Here is a 16,063-nt window from a genome sequence, read left to right as displayed (position 1 = left end):
GCGGCGTCCAAGCGCCATGATGACCAATGCAGCGATGAACAAAGTCTTGATCGCGACGCGGACCCGCCACGATCGGGCCCCGTCCCTGCCGGATTGTCCGTGTCAAACCACAGGCACGATCAGCAGGAGGGGACATCCCGATGCAGCCCGTCCATTTCACTCGCGGCGAGACCACCACACAAGCCCAGTCGAACCTGGAGCGTTCCGTCGCCGCGGCGCTTCGCACCATCGCGGCGGTCCAGGCGGAGCGCAGCACGGCCCCGGTCCGCTCCGCCCGCCTGCGGCTGGCGACCATCTACGGCGTCACCCGCTTGCAGCGGCGCCGGGAGCGCGAGAACGCCGCCCAAGCGTGACGGGCCGCTCGGGGACGGCCCGCCCCGATCGCATCAGATATCCGACGCCGCGCGGGTGCGCTTGTAATCCTGGCTGCGCTCCATCAGCACCTCATGGCTGAGCCGCACGCCCGGATAGGTGGCGGCGACCCGCCACCCGTCCTGCCAGCCGCCCTCTTCCTTCAGCTTCACGTAATCACCGGCGCGGGCGAAGCGCTCCGGCAACCAGGTGACCTGCACGAGCCGATGGCGGGACAGCTCGCACTGGACGTAGTGCGTGGTCATGACCTTTCCTCTTCTGCGGATGCGCAGCAGGGATCATTGGACAAAGAAAAACCCCGAGGGCGTGCGCCGTCGGGGTTGCCGTGCAGACATCGAGCGTGCGCTCACGTCACCGCGTGGGGAACCCCATCTGTGCGAGTGCGCGAACCATCGTCTGTCGTCCTTCTGCTGAGATCCGCACGTTACTTGGGCGGAACATCCTCCGTCAAGCCCGGCCCTGGGCCAGCTGCCAGCCCCGCTCGGCAAGCGCGATGCCGAGCGCGCCCTTCTGGCTCGCCTCGTCGCTGGAGGCGTTGCCGGCCTGGGCGCGGGCGAGCACGCCTTCCAGGATCACCGCCAGGCGGAACAGCGCGAAGGCGACGTGGAACGGGCTGATGCCGTCGCGCCGCCCGGTGCGCGCGCAATAGCGGCGCACGTATTCGTCCTGGGTGGGGATGCCCAGCGCCTGGAGGTCGCGCCCGAGCATGCCGCGATAGGCCGAGGGGTCGGTGTTGTAGGCGATGCAGTTGTAGCCGAGATCGGCCAGCGGATGGCCGAGGGTGGCCAGCTCCCAGTCGATGATGCCGATCACCCGGGGCTCGGTCTTGTGGAAGATCATGTTGTCGAGGCGGAAATCGCCGTGGACGATCCGGGTCTCGTCGCTGTCGGCCGGGATATGGGCCGGCAGCCATTCGGCGAGGCGGTCGATCGCCGCGTTCTCGCGGGTCTTCGAGGCGACCCACTGCTTCGACCAGCGCTCGGTCTGGCGCTGGAAGTAGTTGCCGGCACGGCCGAAATCGGCAAGGCCGATCGCCGTAGGCTCGACCAGGTGGAGGCGCGCCAACGCCTCGTTCATCCCGTCATAGATGCCCGCCCGTTCCTCGCGCGGCAGCTCCGGCAGCATCGGGTCCCAGAACACCCGGCCGTGCAGCCGCTCCATCAGGTAGAACGGCGTGCCGATCACCGCCGGATCGGCGCAATAGGCCACCGCCTGCGGCACCGGCACGTCGGTGCGCGACAAAGCCTGCAACACCCGGAATTCCCGGTCGACGGCGTGGGCGGAGGGCAGCAGCTTGCCCGGCGGCTGCTTGCGCAGCACGTACTCGCCGGCCTCGGCCATCACCAGGAAGGTCGGGTTCGATTGCCCACCGCGCATCTGGCGCAGCTCGGTCAGCCGCCCCAGCCCCTGCCGGGCGAGGAACGCCTCCAGCGCCTCGGTCGGGAAGCGGTGCGCCTCGCGCACCGGAATGGTCTCGGGCAGGTCCGACGGGGATGGGGCAGTCATGCGACCTTCGCGGCCTCTCGCGTGCGTTTCCTCGGGGCGACCATGCCCCACCGCCGGCCGCGGGTCATTCCTGCACCGCAGCAATTCGTCGGAGCGTGTGCGTAGCCCACTGATTCCGCCGCATTTTCCGGCAATCGGGTGGGCAAGCGCAGCCCCCGCGACTAGAGTGCCCGCATGACTCGCGCATCCCTCCTCGCCGCTCTCGGCCTGTTCGCCCTCGTCCTGCCCGCCGCTGCCAAGCCGAAGCCGAAGGCGGAGGCCGCGCCCGCGAGCCTCCAGGCCAGTCCCATCGGCACTTTCGGCGACTGGAACGTCTTTGCCGCGGGCGAGGGCAAGTCGCGGATTTGTTACGCGATCAGCCAGCCGCAGGTGCGTCTCCCGAAAAACCTCAAGCGCGATCCGGCCTATCTCTTCGTCACCGTGCGCAAGGGCGAGAAGGTCAACAACGAGGTCGCGGTGATGCTGGGCTTCGCGCCCAAGCCCGGCACCAGCCAGACGACCACCACCGCGGCGGCCAACGGCGCGGTGCCGACCCCCGCCTCCAGCGCCTCCGATCCGAGCCTGGCGATCGGTCCGGCGCGCTACGCGCTGGTGGTGAAGGGCGCCAATGCCTGGGTGCAGAACCCAGCCGACGAGAGCAAGGTCGTCGCCGAGATGGCCCGGGGCAAGAAGGTCGTCATCAAGGCCGTCTCGCAGCGCGGCAACACCTCGACCGACGAATATGCCCTCGACGGCTTCGGCGAGGCGATGAAGCGCACTCGCGAGGAGTGCAAGTAACGTGCGAGATCGACCGACAAGATCGGGCGCGAGATCCCCGCTCACCACCCTCAGTGAACCGCCCTGGGTTTTCCGGAGGCTCCAACTTCTGAGAGGATGGAGCCATGACGAAGCGAGCAGCGCCGCATTCTTCTGAGGTGCGCGAGCGTTCCGTGCGGATGGTGCGCGACCATGAGGGTGAGCACGGCTCGCCGTGGTCGGCGATCCAGCCGATCGCGGCCAAGATCGGCTGATCGGGCGGGACGCTGAGGAGCTGGGTGCGCCAGTCCGAGGCGATCAAGGTGTGCCACCTGGCCAGACGACGGACGAGCGCGAGCGGATCAAGGCGCTCGAGCGGGAGAACCGCGAGCTGCGCCAGGCCAACGAGATCCTGTGCAAGGCCAGCGCGTATTTTGCTTGTGCCGAGTTCGACCGCCGGTCGCGGCCATGATCAGCGTCATCGACGATCATCGAGCCGTCCACGGGGTCGTCCTTCGAGAGCCTCAGGATGTGGCCGATCTGCAGGGTGCTGCCGATCGCCCCGCCGACCGACTACCTGCGCGCTGCCCCGCCTATCGACCCCGACAAGCAACCAGTTCGTGCTCGCAGCGGCGCCGCGTTGATGATCGAGATCAGACGTGTGTTCGAGGCGAATTTCTGCGTCTACGGCATGCGCAAGATCTGGCGGCAACTGGCTCGGGAGGGGATCGTGGGCGCTCGATGCAGAGTGGCGCGGCCCTGTCCAAGGCCGCGGACTGGTGCATCACTCGGATCGCAGCTCGCAATACTTAGCTCTGCCGTACACCGAGCGCCTGGCCGGAGCGGCCATCGAGCCGTCGATGACAGCGACGGCAACGCCTTGGCGGAGACGATCAACGGCTTGTTCGAGGCGGAGGTGATCCATCGCGGCGCGGGCCGTGGCGCTCCTTCGAGGCCGTCGAGTGCGCCCCCTTGGAGTGGGTCGTCTGGTACAACCACCGTCGCTGCCTCGCGCCGATCGGCAACGTCCCTCCCGCCGAGGCCGACGCGCGCGATCATGCTCACGCTGGTGACCAAGCCTTGGCGGCCTGACCCAAGCCAATCAGCCTCCGAAAAACCCCGAGCGGTTCAATACGGCGTTGGTCCGAGGTTCGCAGTGAGCGTTCGAAGAACGTTCGGCCGGTGATCGCCTGAACGGCCAAGGGGTCGCGCCGGACATAGATCCTGTTTCCGGAACGATGACTTCGCTTCACATGTGGAAACCGATGCATGTAGTGCTCATGCAGGGGAGGCTGAAGCGTCCTACCCTTGAGCCACATGGCGATATTTGCTTTCCGGCCGCTTAAGCGCTGGATGGCGGAGACGGAGGGATTCGAACCCTCGAAGCCCCTTTCGGGGCTTGCTCATTTAGCAAACGAGTGCCTTCAGCCGCTCGGCCACGTCTCCTGTGGGTCAACGCTCTAGGGAATCGGCGGGGCCCGGTCAACCGGTTTCGTGGCGGCTCGGCCGTCGGAGGCGGGTTGACCCCTGGGCGCCGCCGGTTGTCAGATGACCCCGCAGGCGGGGAGGCCGGAATGGCAAAACAGATCTTCGTGTCCTACGGGGTGGACGTCGACGCGGTGGCGGGCTGGCTCGGCTCCTATGGCGGCGAGGACAGTCCCTGCGACATCTCCCGGGGCGTGTTCGCCGGCAAGGTCGGGACGCCGCGGCTGCTGCGGATGTTCGCCCGCTGGGGCATCGAGACGACCTGGTTCATCCCCGGCCACTCGATCGAGACCTTCCCGGAGGAGATGAAGGCCGTGGCCGCGGCCGGGCACGAGATCGGGATGCACGGCTACAGCCATGAGAACCCGATCGCGATGACGCCCGAGCAGGAGGAGGCGATCTTCGACAAGTGCGTCGGGCTCATCACCGACCTCGCCGGCAAGCCGCCGCGCGGCTACGTCGCGCCCTGGTGGGAGTTCGGGCCGAAGACCAACGAGCTGCTCCAGAAGAAGGGCATCCGCTACGACCACTCGCTGATGCACAACGACCACCACCCCTATTACGTGCGGGTCGGCGAATCCTGGACCAAGATCGACTATTCCCAACATCCCTCGACCTGGATGCGGCCCTTCGAGCACGGCACCGAGACCCCGCTGATCGAGATCCCGGCCTCCTGGACCCTCGACGACCTGCCGCCGATGATGTTCGTCAAGGCGGCGCCCAACAGCCACGGCTTCGTCAATCCGCGCGACATCGAGCAGATGTGGCGCGACCAGTTCGACTGGGTCTACGCCAACTACGAGTATGCCGTCTTCCCGATCACCATCCATCCCGACGTGTCGGGCAAGCCGCACGTGCTCCAGATGCATGAGCGGCTGTTCCAGCACCTCAAGGCCCATGACGGCGTACGCTTCGTGACGATGGAGACGATCGCCGAGGATTTTGCGACGCGCTTCCCGTTCGAGGGCCCGGCGCGGCCGGAATCCTGAGCCCGGGCTCCTGAACCGATGTGCGGCCTATGCGGCGCCTTCGGGGCGCCCGACCATTGGAGCGACGGCGTGCGGAGCGGCACGCCGCAGGCCGAGCGCCGGGCCCGGGCCTCCGCCGCCAACCGGGTGCTCGGCCTCTACGGGTTGCACCTCGCCGCCTGGGCCGACCGCTACACGCTCTCGGGCCGCACCGGGCGCAGCGCGGTGGTCGATCATCTCGGTGCGCTGTGGCCGGTGGCGGAGCGCCTGACCGGGCGATCCTGCGATCCCCTCGACCCGGCGGTCATCGCGGCGCTCGAGGCGAAAGCGTGACCCCCGTCACCCTGCTCACCGGCTTCCTCGGCGCCGGCAAGACCGCTCTGCTCGCCCGCCTGCTCCGCCGGCCGGACCTGCGCGATACCGCGGTCCTGATCAACGAGTTCGGCGAGGTCGGGCTCGACCACCTGCTGGTCGAGCCTGTGCAGGGCGAGGTCGCGCTGCTGCGCGGCGGCTGCGTCTGCTGCGGCATCCGCGGCGACCTGAAGGCGGCGCTGATCGACCTGCACGATCGCCGCCGGCGCGGCCTGGTGCCGGCGTTTCGCCGGGTGGTGATCGAGACCACCGGCCTTGCCGATCCGGGCCCTGCCATCGCCACCCTGGTGGCCGACCCGGTCCTGCGTCACGCCTTCGCGGTGGGGAGCATCGTCACGGTGGTCGACGCGGTGAACGGTGCCCGCACCCTCGATGCCCACGCGGAGGCCGTGCGCCAAGTGGCCTGCGCCGACCGGCTGATCCTGTCGAAGACCGACCTGGCGGAGCCCGAGGCCATCGCGTCCCTGCGCGCGCAGCTCGCCGCGCTCAATCCCGTCGCCCCGGTCACCGATCTCACCCTCGACGACGAGCCGGAATCCGCCCTCCTCACCGACGACCCGACCGGTCAGGGGAGCGCCCGGCGCTGGCTCTGCGCCGAGGTCCCGGCGGCGTCGCACGGCCCGGTCGGGGCGGTGACGATCGAGAGCGGGCCGGTGGACTGGACCCGGTTCGGGCTCTGGCTCGGCATGCTGCTCAACCGGCACGGCGCCCGGATCCTGCGCCTCAAGGGCCTGGTGGCGGTCGCGGGCGTCGCCACGCCGGTGGTGGTCCAGGGCGTGCAGCACCTCGTCCATCCGCCGCGGCACCTGCCCGCTTGGCCCGACGGCACCGCCCGTACCCGCCTGGTCCTGATCGGCCACGCCCTCGACGGGGCCCTCCTGCGCCGTTCCTATGGCGCCTTCACGGGCGCGTCGGCCGTCGTCGGGGCCCGCGCCGTCTAAGGCCCACACGCCGCTCCGGCGCAGGCGGCAGCCGATCGTTAACCCTGCGGGTCCTACATCTCCTCCTCGTCCGGCCGACGGGAGGGTGAGGCGTGAACGCACTGGTGCCGAAGGAACTCGCCGCGAAGCTGAGCGCCCTGCCGCGCCGCCCCTGCGCGCTCGGCGAGGCCGGGCACGAGCCGCACAAGCCCGTCTTCGCCGAGATCCTCGACCGGTCCGGCCACGGCACCGGCCATTTCGTCCGCCTGCCGCAGAGCATGGTGGAGATGATCACCCGCGAGGCGCGCGGCCCCGAGCCGGTGCGCGAGCCGGAGCCCGCCCCCGAACCCGAGCCGGCCGCGAAACCCCGCCGGAAGAAGCCCGCCGCCAAGCGCGGCCCGCGCGGCGCCTGAGCGAAGCCGACATCCGCCTTGCGAAGCACTCAATCGGATTTCGCATCACAAGCCCGCGCGGCGCCTGAGCGAAGCCGAAATCCGCCTTGCGAAGCACTCAATCGGATTTCGTATGACGCGCGCTTCTCGTGAGCCGGAGCAATCGGCTACGATCGTGGCATGACGACAGCAGCCCGCACGGCGCCGGCGTCCGCCGGCCCCATCATCCTGTTCGATGCCGAATGCGTGCTGTGTTCGGCCAGCGCCCGGTTCGTTCTGGAACGGGACCGCACCGCGAGGTTCCGCCTCGCCGCGATGCAGAGCGCCATTGGCCAGTCCCTCTGCCGGCGACACGGCATGGACCCGGAGGATCCGACGAGCCTTCTCGTCGTCGACAGCGACCGGATGCGCCGGGACAGCGACGCGGTCCTCGCCATCGCCGAGGGCCTCGGCTTTCCCTGGAATCTGGCCCGGGTCTTCCGCATCGTGCCGGCGGGCTTGCGCGACCCCGTCTACCGCCTCGTCGCGCGGAACCGCTATCGCCTGTTCGGCCGGCGCGACACGTGCTGGGTCGCGCCCGAGCGGTATCGGGACCGCATCCTGTGACGGGACCGCGAACGATCCTCGCCCCGATCCCACGCCCGGCCGGGACGACCCGTCGATGCGCGTTCTGATCCTGGGGGGATACGGGGTCTTCGGCGGACGGCTCGTCCAGCTCCTGCAAGACGTCCGCGGCCTCGACCTCGTCATCGCTGGCCGCAGCCTCGAACGGGCCAAGGCGTTCTGCGCGGCCTATCGCGGGGTGGCGCGGGTGGAGCCGCTCGCCCTCGACCGGGCGGACATTGCCGGGGCGCTTCGGGCCCGGCGACCGGACCTGGTGGTGGATGCCTCGGGTCCGTTCCAGGATTACGGCGCCGAGCCGTACCGCGTGATCGAGGCATGCCTCGCGGCCGGCGTCGATTATCTCGACTTTGCCGATGGGGCAGATTTCGTTTTCGGCGTGTCCCGGTTCGACGCGCGGGCGAAGGCCGCGGGCATCGCGATCCTGTCCGGTGTCAGCAGTTTTCCGGTGCTCACCGCCGCCGTCCTGCGCCGCATGGCGGTGGGGATGGAGATCCGGTCGGTCGAGGGCGGCATCGCCCCCTCGCCCTATGCAGGGGTCGGCGTCAACGTCGTGCGGGCTGTTGTGGGCTATGCCGGCGGTCCGGTCCGGCTGCTGCGTGGCGGCCGGCCGAGCGAGGCCCCGGGCCTCGCCGAGAGCCGTCGCTTCACGGTCGCGGTTCCGGGGCACCTGCCCCTGCGCAGCCGGCTTTTCTCTTTGGTCGACGTGCCGGACCTGCGGGTTCTCCCACCCGAGCATCCCGCGATGACCGACATCTGGATGGGGGCCGGCCCGGTGCCCGAATCGCTGCACCGGATGCTCATGCTCCTGGCCATGGCGCGGGCGCGGTTCGGAGGGCCGGCGCTCACGCCCTGCGCGGGCCTGTTCCATGCGGTGCTGAACCGGCTGCGGTTCGGCGAGCATCGCGGCGGCATGATCCTGTCCGTGCGGGGACGCGCCGAGGGGCGCGAGGTCGTGCGCAGCTGGCACCTCCTCGCCGAGGGCGATGACGGCCCGCTGATCCCCGCGATGGCGATCGAGGCGCTGATCCGCAAGTGGCGCGATGGGGAGCGGCCCGCGCCCGGGGCCCGGCCGGCCGTCCGTGCCCTGGAGCTGGAGGATTACGCGGCGGCGTTCGCGCGCCGGGCGATCGTCTTCGGGTTCCGGGACGAGGCGGGCGGCGGCCCGCTCTATCGCGACCTGCTCGGCGCCGCCTTCGATGCACTGCCCGCGCGGGTCCGGGCGCTGCACGACGGCACGGGGCTGCGCCGCTGGACAGGGTCCGCCACCGTGACGCGGGGGCGCGGTCTCGTCGCCCGCCTCCTCTGTGCCCTGATCGGCTTCCCGGAGACGGCCCGGAGCGCTCCCGTCACGGTCTCCTTCGCGCCGGAGGCGGGGGGCGAGCGATGGACGAGGACCATCGGCGGCCGGACCTTCGCATCGGTCCACGCGGCCGGAACCGGACGGGACCGATACCTGCTGGTCGAGCGGTTCGGCATCGTGGCCATCTCGCTCGCCCTCGTCCGGGACGGGGCGCGGCTGCGGTTCGTGCCCCGGCGATGGTCGCTCCTCGGCGTTCCGATGCCGGGCGTGCTGCTGCCGGTGGGCGAGAGCGTGGAGACGGAGAGCGACGGCCGGTTCGCCTTCGACGTCACGATCCGGGTGCCGCTCGTCGGATTGATCGTCGCCTATCGGGGGACGCTGGAGCCCATGGCGACGGGGGCGGAGCCGGCAGCCGATGCGCGATCCGACCGTGTGTCGTAATACCATCGGCCCAAGATGCTGACGCATCGGGCCGCTGATCCAATCTCAACTTTTCGATACTAAGCCAGAGGCTTGGCGAAAACTCGAGAACGGCACCAACGGTCGTTTTCTTTCGACCGTTGGTATGAGGCCGCCCGCGGGCTCCAGCGTCCCTTCTACCGGCTGCCGCGCCCGCCCTCCGGGCCACCGAGGCTCCAGCGTTCCGTGAGCGCCTCGGCCACGAAGCTCAGCACCGTCGCGGAGGTCCGCACCAGGCGGCTCATGGTCAGGATGCCGTGGGTCTGGTCGGAGAGGTGCAGGGCGGTGACCGGGACGCCCTCGCGCTCCAGCCGGTGGGCATAGGCCCGTGCCTCCTCGCAGAGCGGATCGTGGCCGCAGGTCAGCACCAGGGCCGGCGCCGTGCCGGCGAGGCTGGCGGCGCGGGCCGGGGAGGCGCGCCAGTCGGTCCGGTCGGCGGCGTCCGGGGCGTAGTGGTCGACGAAGTAGCGCATGGTGCCGGCGGTGAGGGGCTGGCCCTCGGTGATGCGCTCGAAGCCCTCGCTGGTCAGGCCGAGATCGACGGAGGGGTAGAGCAGCACCTGCATCGCCGTCCGCGGCAGGGCGCCGTCGCGGCCCATCAGCGCCAGGACCGCCGCGAGGTTGCCGCCGGCGCTGTCGCCCCCGACGGCGAGGCGGGTTGGATCGATGCCCAAGCCCTCCGCCTGCTCGGCCACGAAGGCGAGAGCCATGGCGGCGTCCTCCACCGCCGCCGGGAAGGGGTGCTCGGGGGCCAGCCGATAATCGACCGAGATCACGCAGGCGCGCATCAGGTTGGCCAGCCGCCGGCAGATCCAGTCATGCGACTCGATGCTGCCGAGCACCCAGCCGCCGCCATGCAGGTAGAGGAGGCAGGGCAGGGGCGTCCCGGGCGCCGTGCCCTCGCCGCGGTAGAGGCGGAGCGGCACCGGGCCGGCCGGGGAGGGCGCCGCGAGGTCGCGGATCTCGGCGACCGGATCCGGCGGCGGTTGCAGGGCCCGGCGCCCGGCCAGGTAGCCGCGCCGGGCCGCCTCGGGCGGCAGCGCCTCGAGGGGCTGCGCGTTGGCGGCGCGCAGCATCGCCAGCAGGGCCTGGACGTCGGGGTGGAGGGCGGGCATCGGACGGCTCGAACGGGGACAAGGGAGCCGAGAGCTTTAGCAGGTCCCCGCCCGGGATCATCCTCGGACCTTGGGCGTCACGCCTCGGCGGTGGGCCAGGCAAAGAAGCCGCGCCCCTCGGATTCGAGGTGGCGGTTCAGCACCATGCGGTGGACCTCGTCGGCACCGTCGACCAGGCGCGCCTGGCGGGCGTAGCGGTAGATCCATTCCAGCACCGTGTCCTTGGAATAACCGCGGGCGCCGTTGATCTGGATGCCGAGATCCGCCGCCCGGTGCAGGGTGTTGGCGACGTGGACCTTCGCCATCGACACCTCCTTGCGGGCGAAGCGGCCCTGGTCGAGTTCCCAGGCGGCGCGCATCACCAGCAGCCGGCCGATCTCGATATCCATCGCGAGGCCGCCCAGCATCAGCTGCACGCTCTCGCGGTCGGCGAGCCGCACGCCGAAGCCCTCGCGCTTGGCCGCATAGTCTTGCGCGATCTCGACGCAGCGGCCGGCGAGCCCGAGCCAGCGCATGCAATGGGTGAGGCGGGCGGGGCCGAGGCGGACCTGGGTCACCTTCAGGCCCTTGCCCTCGCCGCCGAGCACATCCTCGGGCTTGATCGTCAGCCCGTCGAAAGCCAGCTCGCAATGGCCGCCATGCTCCTCCGGCCCCATGATCGGGATGCGGCGCACGATCTCCCAGCCCGGCTGGTCGCGGTGGAACAGGAAGGCGGTGAGCCCGGAGCGCGGATCGTCCGAGGTTCGGGCGATCAGGATGAAATGGGCCGCATCCTCGGCGCCGGTGATGTACCACTTGCGCCCGGTGATCCGCCACGAACCGTCCGGCTGGCGCTCGGCGCGGGTGCGGATCATCGACGGGTCGGAGCCGCCGCCGGGATGCGGCTCGGTCATGGCGAAGGCCGAGCGGACCTCGCCCGAGACGATGGGTTCGAGCCAGCGCGCCTTCTGCTCGGGCGTGCCGAGCGCCTCCAGCACCATCATGTTGCCGTCGTCGGGGGCGGCCGAGTTGAACACCACCGGCCCGAAGATCGAGCGATTCATCTCGGTGTAGCAGGCCGCCATCCCGACCTTGCCGAGCCCCTGGCCGCCGGTCTCGGGCCTGAGCTGGAGGCACCACAGGCCGGCCGCCTTCGCCTTGGCGCGTAAGCCGGCCAGGGCCGCGGGGCCGATATTCTCGTGCTCGTCCCAGGTGCTGCGATCGGCCTCGACGGGCAGGATCTCGCTCTCGACGAAGGCCGCGATGCGGGTGCGGTACTCCTCGATGCGCGGGGAGAGCGTGAAGTCCATCGGTGTGTCCTCCGGTATGGAACTATATTTCCATACGCTTGCGCTGCCCCGAGGTGCGCGGTCAAGCGCCCCCCGCCCGATTTGCCGTTTCGCCGCTGGGGCGGATCGTCCGATGAGGCACGCCTTCCTGGCTCTCGGGCCGGCCCAATCCCCGCTGGCCGCGGCCGAGCGTTCATGCCGCGGGAGCGGGCGATCAAGATGCCGGTGGCCGCCTCAGCGTCGGCGCACGGCGCGCATCGCCTCGGCAGAACCGTGGCCGATGCCGGATATGGGCTGGCCTACACCCGGCGAGCCGGCCTCGGGCCGGTGACCATCCAGGATGATCCGCGCCGCGACGGGGCATGATCCTGTGGCATGACCAGATTCGCCAAAGTCCTGCCGGCAGCGTCAACCTGCGCCGACGGGCTGCGGCCTGATCGTGATCGTTGGACCGGTGCGGCAGAGCACCTCCGCCACGGGACGCTCGACGACGAATCTTTGACAATCATGTCAAGTCAAAAAATTGACAAATATATTCTCATAATGTTTGGCAATACAGTAAAGGCGCACGTTTCGAAAATATATTTCTCAATAAAATCGATACAAAACTACTAATGACATGATAATTAACCCGTGCGGACAACCAATCCGCGCTAACAGGGATGCTTCGTCATGGGTATGACTCAGACAATCGCCGACAAGATGAAGCAAGACGAAGAATTTCGTAAATACATGTCTGCGGTCGAGGCGGACGCAAAAAAAGAAGAGGCAAATCTTCACGAGAGAGTGCTTGCCAGTATCGATAGTCATTACGAGAAAAATAAATGGAGTCACGACAGGCTGTTCGGCAACCGGCAAAGCGATTACCAGAATTACAGCGACTGGGGCCTGGACCGCATCAACGCCATTGTCGAGAGCATCGGCAAGGCGCTTGGCGCAGGTGACTATCCCTCCAGCGCCGTACCCGGATCCGACAAGGCTGACCAGAACGCGATCGATACCGCGAAAGAATTCGCCGGCGTCTTCGCCGGCGACTACAGTCTCATCGTCGCACGGGTCCAGGCGCTGGTATCGGCAACGCTGTCCCAATTTTCCGTCAAGTCGGAGACGGTGCACAAGTCCGAGCTGAAGGACATCCCGCTCTCGGGCGGTCTCCATTTGTTCTATGGATCGTCGGGACGGGTCTACGAAGCGAAGCAGTTCTTCTCGAACGAATTCATCGGCTCGTTCCAGATCGTCTTCGAGTCTCACGTCAGCGCGGAAGAGTCACGAGCCTTTACGCTTCACGAAATTCTCAAGGCGACCGAGCACGAGATCAAGCTCCTGAACGAGATGATCGCCAAGATCCGCACCGCGCAAATGGAAAGTCTCGATGAAATCATCAAAAAAGATATTAAAGATTTCAAATCGACAAATGATGCTTACAACGTCGCGATCGCAAGCGTAAAGATGGACAGAGACAAAGTCATGCAGGAATACGATAAATACAAGAGAGTCATGTTTGCGGTCGAATTGCTTATCAAGACGCATGGGCCGTCGGAGAAGCCGGGCATGCTCGCCGGGCTGCCGTTAAGCGGCTTGTTCAACGAGTGGGAAGCAAGCATTGCGGATCGCTATCTGAAGGAGATGGGCTTCGCGAAAGCATCCGACAGGGCATGATCTCAACGGTCGTGGAAAACGACCTTTGGTTCCGTTCTCGAATTTCTGCCAGGACTCTGGTTTTGTATCGAATATTCGAGTTGGTGGCAGTGGCCGGATGCGTCGGCATCTTCTGCCGCTGGCATAATATGGTTTTCACGTCGCGAGGCGGTCGACGGGATGAGGGCTCGTCGCCGCGAGGCCGTGTTCCTCCCGGATCCGAAGCCGCTTCGGTCTGATCCATGAGCCGCGGCGCCGCACGCGATCCCGTCGCGTGCGGCGCCAATGCGACGGTACCCATCGGTCACCGGACTGACGCGAAGAAGACTTGCGCTGTCATGCCAACGCAGATCTTCCTGGTTTCGGCATATCGAGGCAATCGCGAAAACCGCCACTGCTTTCGCGAAAGCGATTTGAAGTCTTATTTGGGACGTCGATCACTTGCCCCGGGGCGGCCCGGTCGGGACCAGGAGGGCGATGCGGTAGGTGCCGCCCTCGCGGCCGACCAGGAACACGTTGGTCGGCGCGGCGCCGTCCTCCACCGGCGGCTCATCGAACACCACCCGCAGCCGCTCGGTCACCGGCATGTTGGCCTTGAGGGTGCCGCGCGACGTCGCCTCCGCCAGGCCATCCTCCGGCATCGGCTCGAGGGAAGCCGCCTTGATCGGCCGGCCGAAGCCGGAGCGGATCTGGTAGAGCGTCAGACGCTTGCGCTGCGCCCGGGTGCCGGACCAGTTCACCAGCCGCTCGAAGGCGGCGATGTCGTGATCGGTCATGGCCTTCGTCACGTAGGCGACGAGGGCATCCGCCTGCGCGGGGAGGGGAGCGGTGCTCCCGGCCGTCGCCTCCGGTGCGGGTTGCGCCGCGGCCGGCCCCGCGAGGAGGCCGGCCGCGAGCGCCAGGGCGGCGAGACGCAGCCCCGGCTTCGAAAGGCCGCTCACTTGGTGGCTCACTCGGCCGCTCACTTGGCCGCTCACTTGGCCGCCGCCTCCTCGCCCATGACCCGGAACACCCAGATCACGCCGCCCTGCGGCAGGATGCTGACCCGGCGCTCCTCGGGGATGAGCGCGTTGATGCCGGTCAGCATGCGCTCGGCATCGACGCCCCAGCCGGCCTGGACCGCCACGTACTGGATGCCGTCGACCATGTAGCTCGACGGCACGCCGGTGACGCCGGAATTGAGCCTTGTCTCCCACAGCACCTTGCCGGTGGTGCCGTCCAGCGCCCGGAACTTCCGGTCGCTGGTGCCACCGGCGAAGATCAGCCCGCTGCCGGTGGTCAGCAGCGGCCCCCAATTGGCCGAATCCTGGAAGTCGTGCTGCCACACGCGCTTGCCGGTCTTCGGGTCCCAGGCTTGGATCGCCCCGATGGCGAAGGGCTTCGACTTGTCGACGCCGTCGCGCAGGCGCAGCGAGTTCAGCACCTCGTCGATCGGGATGCCGATATAGAGTTCACCGGGCTTGCGCGTGCCGGCCTGGGCGCCGGCCAGCTCCGAGCACAGGTTGTCGTTCGACGGGATGTAGAACAGGCCTGTCTTCGGGTTGTAGGCTTCCGGTGGCCAGTCCTTGCCGCCCCACAGGCCGGGGCAGAAGGCGGCGCGGCGGTTGATGCCCGGGATCTTGGACTGGTCGTAGGTCGGCCGGCCGGTCTTCGGATCGAGGGACGAGAAGACGTTCTGGTAGACGAACGGCTTGGCCTCGACGAAGCTCAGCGGCCCGTCCTTGCTGCGCTCCAGGGTCCAGAGATAGCCATTGCGGCCGGCATGGATCGCCGCCGGGATCGTCTTGCCGTTGCGCTCGATGTCGATCAGCACCGGCGCCGAGACCTCGTCCCAGTCCCAGCCGTCGTTCCAGTGATACTGGTGGTGACCCTTGATCTTGCCGGTATCGAGATCGAGGGCGACGACCGACGAGGTATAGAGGTTGTCGCCCGGCCGGGCGTCGGGCGTCCAGGGGCCGCCATTGCCGGTGCCGAAATAGGCGAGGTTGGCCGCCGGGTCGTAGCTGCCCTGGATCCAGACCGAGCCGCCGCCGGTCTGCCAGGAATCGCCCTTCCAGGTGCCGGCCGCCGGGTCGCCGGGGCCCGCGACCGTGTAGGTCTTCCAGGCTTCCTTGCCGGTCTCGGCGTCGAGGGCGGTGATGAAGCCGCGCACGCCGTATTCGCCGCCGGAGACGCCGACCACGACCTTGCCCTTCGCCACCAGCGGCGAGAGCGTCATGTAGTAGCCGTCCTTCCAGGGGGCGACGCAGGTCTCCCACTTCACCTTGCCGGTGGTGGCGCCCAGCGCCACCACGCAGGAATCGGTGGTGGTCATGTAGACGCTGTCGCCATAGAGGCCGACGCCGCGGTTGGTCGGGTGGAGCTGCGACAGCTCCGGCGGCAGCTCCTTCTGATAGCGCCACAGGATCTCGCCGGTGCGGGCGTTGATCGCCATCACCTGGGCCTGCGGGGTGGTGACGAACATCACGCCGTTGTTGACGATCGGCGGGGCCTGGTGGCCCTCGCTCACGCCGGTCGACAGGCTCCAGGCCGGGACGAGCTTGGTGACGTTCTTCGCGGTGATCTGGTCGAGGGGAGAATAGCCCCAGCTCTGGTAGTTGCCGCGGTATTGCAGCCAGTTCTCCGGCTCGGGATGGGCGAGGCGCTGATCGGTGACCGGCTTGTAGTCGACCGGACCGGCCTGCACCGGCGCGGCGGCGAGCGCGAGCGCGAGGGCCACGGCACAGGGCGCGACCGCGGCGAGCCAGCCCCTGGCTCGAACGAGACGTGACATGCTGCTCTCCTCAGGCGGGAGCCGGCGCAGGCCGGCCCGGCATTTCCTCAATCCCGGTCTCATTGTCCGGACCCGCGTCGTTGCTGCGCGGCTCTCGGTCTTGGTGTCGGATAGGCAGCGCGACAGCGCTGCCGTC

15 protein-coding genes, 1 tRNA gene, 1 pseudogene and 1 other annotated feature are annotated in these 16,063 nt (G+C 68.5%); of the genes and pseudogenes, 10 read left to right on the top strand and 7 right to left on the bottom strand.

Annotated elements, in window-relative coordinates; translation table 11 throughout:
• Positions 1-140: 140 nt before the first annotated feature.
• A complete protein-coding gene (locus VP06_RS07045; protein WP_048463119.1) occupies positions 141-353 on the top strand; it encodes a hypothetical protein in 213 nt (70 codons plus the stop codon).
• Between the two features lie 33 nt (positions 354-386).
• Here VP06_RS07045 and VP06_RS07040 read toward each other — a convergent pair whose 3' ends face one another.
• Both VP06_RS07040 and VP06_RS07035 read right to left on the bottom strand, forming a co-directional pair.
• A complete protein-coding gene (locus VP06_RS07040) occupies positions 387-617 on the bottom strand; it encodes a hypothetical protein (protein WP_048463118.1) in 231 nt (76 codons plus the stop codon).
• A 202-nt stretch (positions 618-819) separates the two neighbouring features.
• Entirely contained in the window at positions 820-1,878 is a 1,059-nt protein-coding gene (locus VP06_RS07035; protein WP_048463117.1) for a phosphotransferase, read from the bottom strand.
• Between the two features lie 174 nt (positions 1,879-2,052).
• Between VP06_RS07035 and VP06_RS07030 the strand changes: the two genes are divergently transcribed.
• Both VP06_RS07030 and VP06_RS34555 read left to right on the top strand, forming a co-directional pair.
• A complete protein-coding gene (locus tag VP06_RS07030) occupies positions 2,053-2,655 on the top strand; it encodes an invasion associated locus B family protein (RefSeq protein ID WP_048463116.1) in 603 nt (200 codons plus the stop codon).
• Positions 2,656-2,759: 104 nt separating this feature from the next.
• Positions 2,760-3,705: pseudogene (locus VP06_RS34555) on the top strand (transposase).
• Positions 3,040-3,178: a sequence feature (AL1L pseudoknot), on the top strand. Its footprint overlaps the pseudogene before it by 139 nt.
• Positions 3,706-3,967: 262 nt before the next feature.
• Here the strand turns inward: VP06_RS34555 and VP06_RS07020 are convergent.
• Positions 3,968-4,059: transfer RNA gene (locus VP06_RS07020), tRNA-Ser, on the bottom strand.
• A 128-nt stretch (positions 4,060-4,187) separates the two neighbouring features.
• On the opposite strand from VP06_RS07020, the gene VP06_RS07015 reads away from it, so the two are divergent.
• The 6 genes from VP06_RS07015 (at position 4,188) to VP06_RS06990 (ending at position 9,115) form a co-directional block, all read left to right on the top strand.
• Complete coding sequence (locus VP06_RS07015) at positions 4,188-5,087, top strand: polysaccharide deacetylase family protein (protein WP_048463115.1); 900 nt, start codon at positions 4,188-4,190, stop codon at positions 5,085-5,087.
• A gap of 18 nt (positions 5,088-5,105) precedes the next feature.
• Complete coding sequence (locus VP06_RS36030) at positions 5,106-5,399, top strand: hypothetical protein (RefSeq protein ID WP_048463114.1); 294 nt, start codon at positions 5,106-5,108, stop codon at positions 5,397-5,399.
• Positions 5,396-6,379 carry a CobW family GTP-binding protein gene (locus VP06_RS07005; RefSeq protein ID WP_048463113.1) on the top strand — a complete coding sequence of 328 codons (984 nt, stop codon included), beginning with the start codon at positions 5,396-5,398 and terminating at the stop codon, positions 6,377-6,379. The genes VP06_RS36030 and VP06_RS07005 overlap by 4 nt, the downstream gene beginning before the upstream one ends.
• Positions 6,380-6,471: 92 nt before the next feature.
• Positions 6,472-6,771, top strand: a complete 300-nt coding sequence (locus VP06_RS07000; RefSeq protein WP_048463112.1) for a hypothetical protein — start codon at positions 6,472-6,474, stop codon at positions 6,769-6,771.
• A 159-nt stretch (positions 6,772-6,930) separates the two neighbouring features.
• Positions 6,931-7,356 (top strand): thiol-disulfide oxidoreductase DCC family protein, encoded by a 426-nt coding sequence (locus tag VP06_RS06995; protein WP_048463111.1) that lies wholly within the window; start codon positions 6,931-6,933, stop codon positions 7,354-7,356.
• A 55-nt stretch (positions 7,357-7,411) separates the two neighbouring features.
• On the top strand, positions 7,412-9,115 hold the full coding sequence (locus VP06_RS06990) for a saccharopine dehydrogenase family protein (RefSeq protein ID WP_048463110.1): 1,704 nt from the start codon (positions 7,412-7,414) through the stop codon (positions 9,113-9,115).
• 155 nt (positions 9,116-9,270) lie between these two features.
• Here VP06_RS06990 and VP06_RS06985 read toward each other — a convergent pair whose 3' ends face one another.
• Both VP06_RS06985 and VP06_RS06980 read right to left on the bottom strand, forming a co-directional pair.
• Positions 9,271-10,248, bottom strand: coding sequence for an alpha/beta hydrolase (locus VP06_RS06985; protein ID WP_048463109.1), 978 nt, complete (start codon positions 10,246-10,248; stop codon positions 9,271-9,273).
• A gap of 77 nt (positions 10,249-10,325) precedes the next feature.
• Positions 10,326-11,537, bottom strand: coding sequence for an acyl-CoA dehydrogenase family protein (locus VP06_RS06980; RefSeq protein ID WP_048463108.1), 1,212 nt, complete (start codon positions 11,535-11,537; stop codon positions 10,326-10,328).
• Between the two features lie 651 nt (positions 11,538-12,188).
• Between VP06_RS06980 and VP06_RS06975 the strand changes: the two genes are divergently transcribed.
• Positions 12,189-13,175, top strand: a complete 987-nt coding sequence (locus tag VP06_RS06975) for a hypothetical protein (RefSeq protein ID WP_048463107.1) — start codon at positions 12,189-12,191, stop codon at positions 13,173-13,175.
• Positions 13,176-13,591: 416 nt separating this feature from the next.
• On the opposite strand, the gene VP06_RS06970 is transcribed toward VP06_RS06975, so the two are convergent.
• Together VP06_RS06970 and VP06_RS06965 are read right to left on the bottom strand one after the other, a co-directional pair.
• On the bottom strand, positions 13,592-14,095 hold the full coding sequence (locus tag VP06_RS06970; RefSeq protein WP_048463106.1) for a hypothetical protein: 504 nt from the start codon (positions 14,093-14,095) through the stop codon (positions 13,592-13,594).
• Positions 14,096-14,127: 32 nt separating this feature from the next.
• Positions 14,128-15,927 carry a PQQ-dependent dehydrogenase, methanol/ethanol family gene (locus VP06_RS06965; RefSeq protein WP_082167231.1) on the bottom strand — a complete coding sequence of 600 codons (1,800 nt, stop codon included), beginning with the start codon at positions 15,925-15,927 and terminating at the stop codon, positions 14,128-14,130.
• Between the last annotated feature and the right edge of the window lie 136 nt (positions 15,928-16,063).

Source organism: Methylobacterium aquaticum (assembly GCF_001043915.1).
Classification (GTDB): domain Bacteria; phylum Pseudomonadota; class Alphaproteobacteria; order Rhizobiales; family Beijerinckiaceae; genus Methylobacterium; species Methylobacterium aquaticum.
The sequence above is the reverse complement of the archived record's forward strand: the minus strand, read 5'-3'. Positions and strand labels throughout refer to the sequence as shown.

Coding starts and splice junctions, on each gene's coding strand:
- VP06_RS07045 (WP_048463119.1), top strand. CDS start 141: ATGCAGCCCGTCCATTTCACTCGCGGCGAGACCACCACACAAGCCCAG.
- VP06_RS07040 (WP_048463118.1), bottom strand. CDS start 617: ATGACCACGCACTACGTCCAGTGCGAGCTGTCCCGCCATCGGCTCGTG.
- VP06_RS07035 (WP_048463117.1), bottom strand. CDS start 1,878: ATGACTGCCCCATCCCCGTCGGACCTGCCCGAGACCATTCCGGTGCGC.
- VP06_RS07030 (WP_048463116.1), top strand. CDS start 2,053: ATGACTCGCGCATCCCTCCTCGCCGCTCTCGGCCTGTTCGCCCTCGTC.
- VP06_RS07015 (WP_048463115.1), top strand. CDS start 4,188: ATGGCAAAACAGATCTTCGTGTCCTACGGGGTGGACGTCGACGCGGTG.
- VP06_RS36030 (WP_048463114.1), top strand. CDS start 5,106: ATGTGCGGCCTATGCGGCGCCTTCGGGGCGCCCGACCATTGGAGCGAC.
- VP06_RS06995 (WP_048463111.1), top strand. CDS start 6,931: ATGACGACAGCAGCCCGCACGGCGCCGGCGTCCGCCGGCCCCATCATC.
- VP06_RS06990 (WP_048463110.1), top strand. CDS start 7,412: ATGCGCGTTCTGATCCTGGGGGGATACGGGGTCTTCGGCGGACGGCTC.
- VP06_RS06985 (WP_048463109.1), bottom strand. CDS start 10,248: ATGCCCGCCCTCCACCCCGACGTCCAGGCCCTGCTGGCGATGCTGCGC.
- VP06_RS06980 (WP_048463108.1), bottom strand. CDS start 11,537: ATGGACTTCACGCTCTCCCCGCGCATCGAGGAGTACCGCACCCGCATC.
- VP06_RS06975 (WP_048463107.1), top strand. CDS start 12,189: ATGGGTATGACTCAGACAATCGCCGACAAGATGAAGCAAGACGAAGAA.
- VP06_RS06965 (WP_082167231.1), bottom strand. CDS start 15,927: ATGTCACGTCTCGTTCGAGCCAGGGGCTGGCTCGCCGCGGTCGCGCCC.